The following is a 12,350-nucleotide window of genomic DNA, read 5'->3' as shown; positions in this document are numbered from 1 at the left end:
AATTATTGTTTTTATTTTTTATAAAAAACAATACATTTGGAGCTTAATAACTTAAAACATTAAACAACCATGTCAATTTGGAGAGTTAAACCAGTATCAGCTTTTGAAGCTGATATGAAAAAAAGTCAATTAAAAAGAGTTTTAGGAAAGTGGAGCCTTACTGCAATTGGTATTGGAGCTATTATCGGAGGAGGAATATTTGTTCTTACAGGTACAGGAGCCTATAATCATGCTGGACCAGCACTAGCACTTTCATTTGTTATTGCGGGTATTGCCTGTGTATTTGCAGCGTTGTGCTATTCTGAATTTGCTTCTATTTTACCTGTAGAAGGATCTGCTTATGCCTATGCTTATGGAACTATTGGAGAAATATTTGCTTGGATAATTGGCTGGGGATTAATACTTGAATATGCTATGGGATCTATGACCGTCGCCGTTTCGTGGTCAGGCTATTTCAATAAAATGCTGAAAATGTTTGGTATAAAACTCCCTGAGTGGCTTACCACTGACCCAGCGAGTTATACTGGCGAAGGATTTTCAATGAACTTACCCGCTTTTTTAATTGTAATTTTGGTCATATCTTTATTAATAAAAGGTACTGAAAAGGCAGCTAGCGCTAACAACTTTATTGTAATCTTAAAAGTATCTGCTGTAATTTTTGTAATTATTGCTGGAGCTTTCTTCATAGATGTAGACAACTGGTCTCCATTTATTCCTGATGTACAAACTATTATGGTTGATGACAAACCACATCAAGCTTACGGAATCAGTGGTGTTATATCTGGTGCTGCAGCAATTTTCTTTGCTTATGTAGGTTTTGATGCTGTTTCTACTCAAGCTGGTGAAGCAATCAATCCTAAAAAAGACGTTCCATTTGCTATTATTGTATCATTATTAGTTTGTACAATTCTTTACATATTAGTATCGTTAGTATTAACAGGAATGATTAGTTACCAAGACTTTAATCCACTAGGGAAATACCCTGAAGCAATAAAAGCTCCCGTAGCTTACGCATTTGATATTGCTGGACAAGCATGGGCTGGTTATATTATTACAATAGCTGCTACTGTAGGTTTGATATCAGTATTAATGGTTATGATCATGGGACAATCTCGTATATTCTTAGGAATGTCAAAAGATGGTTTGATTCCTCCTGTTTTCTCAAAGGTTAATCCTTTATCTGGTACACCAAAAACAAACTTGATGATCTTAGGTGGATTTATTGCAACTGTAGCTGCTTTTACACCTATTAGTAAACTTGCCGAAATGACAAGTTTTGGTACTTTATTTGCTTTTACAATGGTATGTGTCGCTGTGTGGATGCTAAGAGTTAAACAACCTGAACTAGTTCGTACTTTTAAAGTTCCTGCTTTACCAGTAATTGCTGTTTGTGGTATTGCAATCAACACGTGGTTAATGATTAACTTGAGTATTCAAGCACAATTATTTTCTCTAGGATGGTTAGTAATTGGAATTTTAATTTACTTCCTTTATGGAAAAAGAAATTCTAAATTGAACAACCCACAAGAATAAAGTAAAAAAGGCTCCTAATAATTAGGAGCCTTTTTTTTATCTATTTTACAAATCAAATACTGAAGTTCGCTTTGCCCTTATGAGATCTTTTAACTTCATCCAAAATGCGAGTGTAAGATACACTGCAAACCATAATCCAGCAGTGACAAAGGAAAGGTATATAAAAAAAAGACGCACACTACTTGCCCGCATTCCAAGCGTATCTGCTAATCTAGAAGAAACATGAAATCCGTGTTTTTCGAAAAAAAATTTTATTTTTAAAATTGCTGACATCTAGGAATGAATTTAATAAATACAAAAATACAACTCTATATTCACATCTTCTTATTCTTGTCTATTTGTTTTTGAGCAAATCCATACCGATACTACATTGTAAACACAAACTTTGATTACAATACTCATTTTTCAATTGCAAAAGTGTTTGTGAATCAAAAGCATTTTTTGAAACTATTCCGAAAGAGTTAAACTTATCCACAATCGAATTTTTCTCTGGTGCAATTTCCATAAGCAAATTGATAAAATCCTCTGCTATTTCTTTACCCTGACTCTTTAGATAGGCAAATTGTATCGGAATTATGGTATTGATTACAATCAAATCAACGAATGATTTAGAGAGTGCTTTATTCTTTTTAGGACTTACTTTATCAAACTGATAATGTGTATTCCAATACAATGATGAGGGAATTTGAAACAAATTATAACAACTTTGTAAAGACTTTAAATCACTAATTTTTGCAAATAAATTTTGATGTAAATGGTACAAATTTGACAATTGAGAAAGTCTAATTGTGGGAAAATTATCTGGACGATGTTTAAAAAATTGGACTGGTTCTATTGTGCTTTTTTCAAGCTGGTATTTATGAAGCAAATAAAAATACCTGAATTTCAAATCCTTGAAATAGTTATCCTCTTTATCAGCATCTAATAAACCTGCGGTGCCAAAAATTAAAGCTTCTAAATTTTCAACTTCAAAACTTTCTTTTCTAATGGTAGCAAATGGAATAGATTGTGCAATCTTTAAAAAAGTGTCTCCATTGGTGTTTAAGCCAAAATTTTTGGCCAAAAGACAAAATAAAACCGCTTCCCAATCTTGATTAGTTTGATTTAATAAATCAAAAATAGGTTTTGATTTACGTTCTAAACGTTCAAAAAACAATCGTTCTTGCCAATTTTTCAATACAAACTCATCAACTTGATTAATTTGTTTCTCGCAGAAAATCCAAGATTTAGGAGCTACAAGAGATTGATACTTGTTAAGAATTGAGGGATCAACATAATTTTTAAGTTCTAAAACTGGTATTTCGGTATTGTTTTTTCGATAAATTTCGGTGTCATGTTCCCAAACTACATGCAAAATAACACTATCGTAGGCATCGTCTTTTTCGTGATGATGTATATACCAATCAGAAGATTTTATATGTATTTCAACATTTCCAGCCCATTTTTGATCCTCAATAAGGATTTGAGCATTAAAAAAATCAGGGCCCGAAAGTTCTAAATACTGCCCAACATTTATGATAGTCAAGGTTTCACCTTGATGTGTTTTCAAATCTAGAATATTGAATTTTTTAAATCTCCAGATGTAATGAAGAAAATCTTCTTTCATATTGTTTATATTTCACTACTTACTAAATTAGTGAAAATAATCTATTCTGAGCAAAACATAATACGAAATTAAGGTAAACAAGCTAAGTACTATCTATTTCAATAAGTACAATTGTGCACAGGCTCGCGCATCAGACAGCGCTTCATGGTGGTTGAGTTCTATGTTCATTTCCCGACAACAATCGCTCAGTTTTGTAGGCTTAAATCCTTTGCTTCGATATATTTTAACCGTACATTCCCATCGATCAGCGATATTTAGATCCGAATAATCTAAATAATTATTCGCCATGGACTTAGCCAAAACATTCCTATCAAAACTCTCGTTATGAGCAACAATTACACGATTATAAAGCCTTTTGTGGATTTCAGGATATATTTCAGCAAAAGTCTTTGCGTACTCTGTATCGTATGGATGAATACCATGCACTTGAATTGTGTATGGAGAATAGTAATTATTAGGCGGCTGTATTAAGGTAACAAATTCATCAACAACAATACCGTTTTCAACGGTTACAATACCTACAGAGCAAGGGTGATAACCAATTGCTGTTTCAAAATCTATTGCAGTAAAAGTCACTTTATTTCTATATTAAGGTAATATTTACAAATATACATCAAAAATAAGTTCCTCATACTCCAAATCACTTTTAACATGCTCATAAAATAATTTCATCAAAAAAAAAAAAAGCCTACAAAGTAAAAACAATGTAGGCCTCTAATACTATTTATAACTATTTATTTAATAGAACCAATAATATCATATTTAGTAATAATATGGTGATTACCATTTGCTAATTCAACTAAAACAGCTTCGTTTTCTTTAGTAAATAATTTAGAAACCTCTTCAATAGGTGTTCCCTGCTTCACTATTGGAAAAGGTTTACCCATAACCTCTTTTATCGGTTTATCAGCTACATTTTTATCAGCAACATAACTTTGAAACAGATCACTCTCGTCAACAGATCCTACAAATCCTGTAATGTCTATTACTGGAATTTGAGAAATCTTGTATTTACGCATGCGCTCAATAGCATGTGAAACCAACTCTTCGGTGCGAACAACAATAAGTGGCTTATCAATATGATCCTTTATAACATCCTCTGCCTTAGTTACTTCTTCCTCTAAGAATCCACGTTCACGCATCCATTCATCATTATACATTTTCCCTACGTAACGGCTTCCTGAATCATGAAAAAGTACCACTACCACATCATCTGGCTTAAAATGTTCTTTTAATTGAAGCAAACCTTTAATGGCAGCACCTGCCGAGTTCCCTACAAAAATTCCTTCTTCAAGTGCAATTTTCCGAGTGTAAACTGCCGCATCTTTATCTGTAACTTTTGTAAACCCATCAATAAGGGAAAAATCAACATTTTTAGGAAGAATATCTTCCCCTATACCCTCGGTGATATAGGAATAAATTTCGTTTTCATCAAAAATTCCGGTTTCATGATATTTTTTAAATACAGATCCGTAAGTATCAATTCCCCAAATTTTGATATTTGGATTTTGTTCTTTTAAATATTTAGCAGTACCTGATATCGTTCCACCCGTACCAACACCTACCACGAAATGGGTAATTTTACCGTTAGTTTGTTCCCAAATTTCTGGACCCGTTTGCTCATAATGCGCAATTGCATTAGATGGATTATCGTATTGATTGACATACCATGAATTAGGTGTTTCCTCAGCTAGCCGTTTTGAAACTGAATAATAGGATCTTGGATCAGTTGGTTCCACATCAGTAGGACAAACAACAACTTTTGCTCCTACGGCACGTAGAATATCCATTTTTTCTTTAGATTGTTTATCAGAAATAACACAGATTAATTTGTATCCTTTAATGATAGCAACTAGTGCAAGTCCCATTCCTGTATTCCCTGAAGTACCTTCAATTATGGTTCCTCCCGGTTGCAATCTTCCATCAGCCTCAGCATCTTCAACCATTTTAACCGCCATTCTATCTTTTATAGAATTACCTGGGTTAAAAGTTTCTACTTTTGCAAGAACAAGAGCATCCACTTCGGCTGTTACTCTATTTAGTTTTACTAAAGGTGTGTTGCCTATTGTTCCTAATATGTTTTCGGCGTAGCGCATTTGTTTATAAATTTTAAATGATATATTGTAGTCTATAATGGTGCAAAGATAACATTTTCGCAAGTAATATTCTTGTGTAAGACAGATTGCGTTCGTGATAGAAGCGGCATCCTTTTCTTGCTTTCTTTAAGCAAGAAAAGATATAGCGGATAGCACGGAAAAACGCCTAAAGAAAATTGAAATTAATTGAAAAAGTTCCAGATTAAACCAAAACGAATTGTGAAATCACGAGATGGATTATTAGGTGAAGCATAAAAATTATTACCCGTAAGGCTTGAATTAAAATGTTCTGCTTTTAAGTATATTCTAGTTCTTTGAATTTTGGCATTTATAAAAAAATCTAAATTTGGGTGATTCCCAATTTGTTTATCGTTTTGAACAAAAAACTCGCCAATTAACGGGTTGTATTCATTCGCATAATATTTTGAAAAATAATTTAAGGAAACTCCCGTTTGTAAAAATAATGCATTTTTGAAGAAATAATTAGAATAATAAAAGGTGTTTCGGGTTACCACTTCGGGCACATTTAAAACAAGTTCATCTTGTGTTGTTTTTTGAAATAAAACAGTATTATCTAAAGCAAAATTTCCAAAACTAATTTCTTTACTTAACTTTAAAGAGGCATAATTTATAATTTTATTGTACTGTGCTGGAGCTACAATTTGAGTTCGAACACTTTTTTGCTGGTTGGTTGCAATGTTAGCAAAGTATAAATAATCATTAAGTATAGTATATTGAAAATCAATATCAACCCAAGGAGAAACTACATTAGCATTTAATCTATTGATTTTTTCATTTTTAAAATCATTAGACCAGTTGTACTGTATATAGCTACTTTGGTATAAGTTATAATTATTATTTGGCAACTTATTCAAATTTTGATATTGCAAAGACAGTTGAAAATCTTCATTGAAATTAAATTTAAAATTTGCATCTAGATTTGATAAAGATTGAGGTGTTATAGAGCGTTGATACGAGAAATCACCTGAGATTTTTTTTCGATAAAAAGCGTATTTACCTGATATGGTGTTAATATCTTGACTTAAGGAACTAGGAATATTAGTTTGATTGTTAAAAATTAAAATCCTATTGTAATACGAATTTGATCTAAAATCATCAATAAAAAAATAAAACTTACCCAATAAACTGTTTTCTAACGTCAACCCTACTTTATTGTACAATTTATTATAGCGGGTTTGGTCGTTTATATTGGAATTAATAAACGAATCACCAAAACGTTCAACAGCTGAAGAACCTACCGTTGAGGGAACTGTACGCTGATTGTATTCGAAAAATTTATTCTCATAATTAACTTGATGCGAAACATACAAATTTGTATTCCCTTTTTCCGGATTTATTCTGAAATAATGGTCCAGAAAAATTCTTTTCCCTTTTAGAAAAGACTTTGCATCTGTAAAATACACTTCAAACCGCTGTCTATTATTAAAGCTTGTGTTTTCACTTTCAAAATCTTCAATAGTAGTAATGCCACCATTCTCTTCATTTAAAATGTCTTGAAAAGTAAAATGCGCCTTTGCAAAATAACGCTTGTTCTTTGTATTATAGCTAGTAGTAAACCTAAAATTACCCGTACTAGATAATTGGTTCAGATATTCCCCCTCAGACCGAAGTCCCTTATATGCAATAGAAAAGTTAAGATTTTCTGACGTATTTAAAGTAATAAAAGCGTCTACAGATTGACCTCTATTTATGGTAGTTTTAAAATACAACTCAGTAACAGGTGTAGCAACTGAATAATACCGTAAATGCTGAGCTTCTAAAAAATTAAAATGCTTGGCTTTAAAGCCAAACTCAGGTAATGGGTTGTACTCTCTCAGGCTATACTGCAAGGTATTATAAGTTTGCCCATCATTTGCAAAAGGAAGTAAACCAAAAATATCTTTTCGAAGATAGTTATGACTGTATTCTTTTTGAATGGTCAAAGAAGTGTCTATATAAGTAGTGTCGTTATCAATCGTGATTACTTTATAAAGATCAATTGATGCTACTTTTTTGTTTCTGAGAGAATCTGGAATCCTGAGTGATTTAGTTTTTTGTTCGATAGATTCATTTTTTACTTGAGCAAAAAAAGCAAAAGGAGAAACTATAAAAAAAAATAAAAAAAAATTTTTCATTTGATAAAGAATATAGACTTGAATGCAAAGATAAATTTTATCAAACAAAACCTAAGTTTTATTTTAAAATAAAAAAATTATCGTTTAACAAACAAAAAAATCTTTAAGAAATGTTTGCCATAAAGTAAACTTCAAAATAATTATATAAAAAAAGCTGCGAGAAATAAATCTCGCAGCTTTATATAAAATAATTTATATAATCAAATAAATTATAAAATTAGTAACCAGGATTTTGTGTTAAAGCATTAACATTAATTTCTCTTTGAGGAATTGGTAATGTGAATCTATAATCAGTTACATTAATATTAACAGGATTAGTTGCAGAAGAATTAACCGCATCTTGAGCAAATCTGTCAGTACCTGTAACACCTGCATCAGCTCCTAATCTTTTTAAATCAATGTATCTATGCCCTTCAAATGAAAGTTCTTTTCTTCTTTCTAACAATACATCTGCTATAGCAGCAGTTGCATTTGCATATACAGGAAGTGGAACAACACCGCCAGTGTAACTTCTAGCTTGTCTAACTTGACGTATCAAATCAGCAGCACCAGTCAAATTACCACTTCTAATAAGACACTCAGCTTTGATAAAATAGATCTCAGATAATCTAAAAACTTTTAAATCATTAGCAGTATGACCACCATTTTTACCAGGATACTTGTCTATAACAATTACCTCACTAGTTCTAGAAGCAGTAGCTGGAGTAGCAGATATTGTAGATGAACGATCTACAAAACACCATCTTCTATAATCTTGTGCACCACCACCTAGGTCTGCATTGTACAAGTTGAATAAACTTCTACCCATATCATATAATGGACCACCTGTAATATATGAACCATTAGTATTGTATTGACTACTAAAATTAATTTTATTTATAGGCTTATCTACAGCGAATAAAATTTCTCCTTGAGCAGCATCAACCCACATTTTTCTATACATTGGACTAGATGTAGAAGCCCACTGATCAATTTGAAACAATGCTCTTTGTACAGGAAAACCAGTACCAGGATCTACATTTATGGTGTTAGCGCCATTAGCAGCACCGTTTGGAACAACAGTTGAAGCTGTCGAAGGAAAATTAGCTACTGAAACAGTCGATGTAGACAAAACCAATCCAGAGTTAGTTAAGGCATCATCAGCATTTATCAAAGCTTGAGCATAATTTTTTCTATATAAATACATTCTTGCTTTAAATGCTCTAATAAAGTTACTGTTAATAAATTTATAAGCAGTTGGTCCAGTTGGATTAATTAAATTAGCTTGAGCGTAAGCTAAATCACTTTCAATTAACTTAAAAACCTCACCATTTGTTGACCTTGGAATATCTTGATCAGCAGTAGGTACAAAATCTACAAGCATAACACCAGGAGCCGCATCATTACTTAAATCTGTAGAGAAATAAGTCAACAATTGAAAATGCGAAAAAGCTCTTAATGCTCTAGCTTGAGCTAAAATAGAATTATACTGAGCCGTTTCTGATGCTTTAGGAGTATATAATGCAGCTCCTCTCAAAAGTCTGTTACAATAATTAATAGTATTGTAATGGCTGTTCCAAATATTTGCAGCAAAACCATTTGTAGTTAATAAGAAAAACCTTTGAGTTTCATTCGAAACTAGACCGCTACCTATGGCAACTTCGTCAGTCAGTAATGACGATACCAAAATTTCATTCTCAGTACCAAGCCTATCATAAGTTTCATTCAAAAATAACTGTATATTATTTACAGATGTAAATAACCTAGCGTCATTCAATTCTCCCGCTTGTACAATATCAGTTGCATCTGAACAAGAGAAAAAGACTGCCAATACACTTAAAATTAATATTCTTTTTTTCATTTTTTTATTTTTTTAAAAATTAATGTCTACACTAAAAGTATACAATTTTGGAGTTGGAAAATAACCAGTTGTAGAAGCTCTAAACGTCTCAGGGTCAAATCCTCTCCATTTTGTAAAAGTCAAGATGTTTTCTCCTTGCAATCTAAAACGAAGACTTTTCATAAAAGTTCTTTCTAAAAATTTAGATGGAACACTATATCCAACACCTAGATTTCTTAAACGTATGAAAGATGCATCTTGCAAGAATCTATCAGAAATATCAGCTGCATCAATATTAGCAGCATTCCATGAAGGAACATCAGTATTAGTGTTAGTCGGCGTCCATGCATTCAATATATCAGCTGATACAGCAAATAATTCTGCATTTCTAATATCCATCAAACCTTGGTAATCAATATCAAATCTATAAAAATCTGCTGAATAGGCAAAGGCAGCATCAAGGAAAAATCCTTTATAAGAAGCGTTAAAACCGAATCCACCTTGATAAACTGGTAAATTATTTTTACCTGATAACCTTCTGTCAGCATCCGTAGGATTTTCTGTATCAGCACCATTTATGTCTGTAAACAAAAGATTACCATTTACAGGGTTAACACCTTTGTAAGGTACTACATAATACTGATTTGCTGGACCTCCAATAGCATTTGCAAAATCAGTACCAATTCTTTGCTTACCAGTTCCGTCATTTAATACACCTAAATCTGTTATCTTATTTTTGTTATAAGCACCATTTGCATAGATGGCAAGTTTAAAATCTGAATTTTTAAGTACATCATATCTCAAAGACAACTCTATACCTTCGTTAGATAGTGCTCCATTATTACCTGCTAGGTTGGTTATACCATTAGATGAAGAAACAGGAATACTTGTATATAAGTCAGTAGTTACTCTTTTGTAAACATCAAATGAACCAGATAATCTGTTTTTTATATTAAAATCTAAACCAACGTTAGCTTGAGAAGTAGTTTCCCACTTTGCATTTACGTTTGCAATAGAAGAAACTCCAAATGAAGGTGCATTACCATATCCAGTTTGAGTACTATTTAAATCACGAACTATTTGGGTTCCGTTAAAAATAGTAGCTGCATCACTATCCTGATCCCTAGCTACAATATTCTGATTACCGGCAGTACCATAAGATGCTCTTAATTTTAAGTCAGTAAAAAAATTATTATTTAACATAAAATTTTCTTTACTAATATTCCATCTTGCTCCAACTGAATAAAATGTAGCCCATTTGTTATCGTTGATAAACTTTGAACTTGCATCTCTCCTTACAGTAGCAGCTACACCATATTTAGAATCAAAATCATAATCCATGGTAGCAAAATAAGAGAATAAACCAGCGTCTACTCTTGATGCCCCTACAGCGGGAGCATAAGTAAATGGTAACGCTAAGCTATAAGTAATATAACCAGTACCAGCACCTGGAGACCAAGTTAATGGATTCAGACCTGTTTGTTGATAGAAAAACGATCTTCTATGAGCTTTTAAATACTCCATAAAAACAGAAGCGTCTAAAGTATGCTTTCCTGATTCAATTTTATAGTTTAACTGATTAGTTGAATTGAAAGAAAATTCTCTGTTTGAACGAATAGTTTCAAGACCATGAAAAGCTTGTCCTGCACCTACTGCTCTTACAACAGAAAGATATGCATCTGGTCCAATTGCAAAAGTTCTTTTATCTTCTGCATAATCACCACCAATAGTACTTTTGAAAGTTAAATTTTTTGTCAATTTAAAACCTAAATTAGCCGAAACAATTGTTTTTAATTCTTCAAAAAAACTTGGAGCATTATTAGTTGTTAATAAATCTTGCAACATAAAAGGAGTAAGTTCAAGTGCTGGAGATCCAAACTGAGCAAATAACTGCGCACCACTTTGATAAGTATCAGGTCTTAAATATGTTGGAGAAAGCAAATATCCGTTTAGTGGATTTTGCAAAATATTATTATTAATACCTGCTCTTGTTTCCTGTTCTAATTGTTTTCTTTTTGAAAACGCAGTTGTAACATTAGTTCCATATGTTAACCTTCCATTTGAAGATTTACCAGAAAAATTAGATCTGAAAGTAAATCTTTTGAAGTCAGTTGTCGGAACGATACCATCTTGTTGAAAGTAGCTTAAAGAGGTAAAACTTTTAGTGTTTTCTCCACCTAAAGAAAAACTAACATCTTGACTAGAAGTTTTTCCTGTTCTAAAAAACACTTTTTTCCAATCCGTATTTACAGCGTAAGAATTGATGTTGTTTACATCTACTGTAATACCAGGACCAACACCTGTAAATCCAGGACCAGCTCCAAAAGCTTTTTGAATTCCTAAATGTTGTTTAGCATTAACTAGATTGTAATCATCTCCTCTAAATTCTGAAACACCATAAGAAGAACTGTAGTTAACAGATAATGCAGAGTTATAATCTCCTTTTTTAGTAGTTATAACAATAACTCCATTAGTACCTCTGTTACCATAAACCGATGTTGCAGATGCATCTTTAAGTACAGAAACACTTTCAATATCATTTTGATTTAAGTTTCTGAAAAAAGCTTGAGTCAAAGGCACACCATCAATAACATACAAAGGATCAAGACTAGCATTTAATGAAGATGCTCCTCTGATGATAATATCAATTTTGTTACTCCCAGGTTGCCCTGAAGCTAATGCAATATTAGTACCTGCTAATTGTCCTTGCAATGATTGCAATACGTTAACATTAGGTCTTCCCTCTAATACTTTAGCTGTAACAGTTTGAGTTGACCCGATTGTCTTTGCTTTTGTAGAAGTCTTTCCATATGCACCTACAACTACTTCTTGTAGATTAACACTTGAATCCTTCATTTTAACATTTAGGGAACTAGAAGCTCCAACAGTAGCTTGAAAATCTTGCATCCCTACAAAAGAGAAAATTAAAACATCTCCAATTTTTGCTTTAATCGAATAAGTACCATCCAAAGTAGTTTGCACACCTGACTTTGAACCTTTAATTAAAACATTAACACCAGGAAGTGGTCCTGAAGGATCTGTTACAGTCCCCGTAATAGTTCTCTCCTGTGCAAAAGCAAATTGCATTGACAATGCCAATAGCAACGAAAAAATCCATTTGAATTTTGATCTCATAAATTTATTTTTTTTGAGTTTGTTAA

At 32.4% G+C, this 12,350-nt stretch carries 8 protein-coding genes; 1 reads left to right on the top strand and 7 read right to left on the bottom strand.

The window, feature by feature from the left end; genetic code table 11:
* Positions 1 to 69 precede the first annotated feature (69 nt).
* Entirely contained in the window at positions 70 to 1,533 is a 1,464-nt protein-coding gene (locus tag DNC80_RS12435) for an APC family permease (RefSeq protein WP_182651501.1), read from the top strand.
* 45 nt (positions 1,534 to 1,578) lie between these two features.
* Here DNC80_RS12435 and DNC80_RS12430 read toward each other — a convergent pair whose 3' ends face one another.
* The 7 genes from DNC80_RS12430 to DNC80_RS12400 form a co-directional block, all read right to left on the bottom strand.
* Entirely contained in the window at positions 1,579 to 1,806 is a 228-nt protein-coding gene (locus DNC80_RS12430; protein ID WP_144889117.1) for a PspC domain-containing protein, read from the bottom strand.
* Between the two features lie 61 nt (positions 1,807 to 1,867).
* Complete coding sequence (locus DNC80_RS12425; RefSeq protein WP_182651500.1) at positions 1,868 to 3,139, bottom strand: DUF2851 family protein; 1,272 nt, start codon at positions 3,137 to 3,139, stop codon at positions 1,868 to 1,870.
* 93 nt (positions 3,140 to 3,232) lie between these two features.
* Positions 3,233 to 3,715: a 3'-5' exonuclease gene (locus DNC80_RS12420; protein ID WP_182651499.1), complete on the bottom strand. Its 483-nt coding sequence runs from the start codon at positions 3,713 to 3,715 to the stop codon at positions 3,233 to 3,235.
* A gap of 158 nt (positions 3,716 to 3,873) precedes the next feature.
* A complete protein-coding gene (locus DNC80_RS12415) occupies positions 3,874 to 5,235 on the bottom strand; it encodes a pyridoxal-phosphate dependent enzyme (protein WP_182651498.1) in 1,362 nt (453 codons plus the stop codon).
* A 182-nt stretch (positions 5,236 to 5,417) separates the two neighbouring features.
* Positions 5,418 to 7,370 carry a putative porin gene (locus DNC80_RS12410; RefSeq protein ID WP_182651497.1) on the bottom strand — a complete coding sequence of 651 codons (1,953 nt, stop codon included), beginning with the start codon at positions 7,368 to 7,370 and terminating at the stop codon, positions 5,418 to 5,420.
* Positions 7,371 to 7,587: 217 nt separating this feature from the next.
* Entirely contained in the window at positions 7,588 to 9,210 is a 1,623-nt protein-coding gene (locus DNC80_RS12405) for a RagB/SusD family nutrient uptake outer membrane protein (protein WP_182651496.1), read from the bottom strand.
* Between the two features lie 12 nt (positions 9,211 to 9,222).
* Entirely contained in the window at positions 9,223 to 12,324 is a 3,102-nt protein-coding gene (locus tag DNC80_RS12400; RefSeq protein WP_182651495.1) for a SusC/RagA family TonB-linked outer membrane protein, read from the bottom strand.
* Between the last annotated feature and the right edge of the window lie 26 nt (positions 12,325 to 12,350).

It is taken from the genome of Flavobacterium sp. SOK18b (genome assembly GCF_014156605.1).
GTDB classification, from domain to species: domain Bacteria; phylum Bacteroidota; class Bacteroidia; order Flavobacteriales; family Flavobacteriaceae; genus Flavobacterium; species Flavobacterium tiangeerense.
The sequence above is the reverse complement of the archived record's forward strand: the minus strand, read 5'-3'. Positions and strand labels throughout refer to the sequence as shown.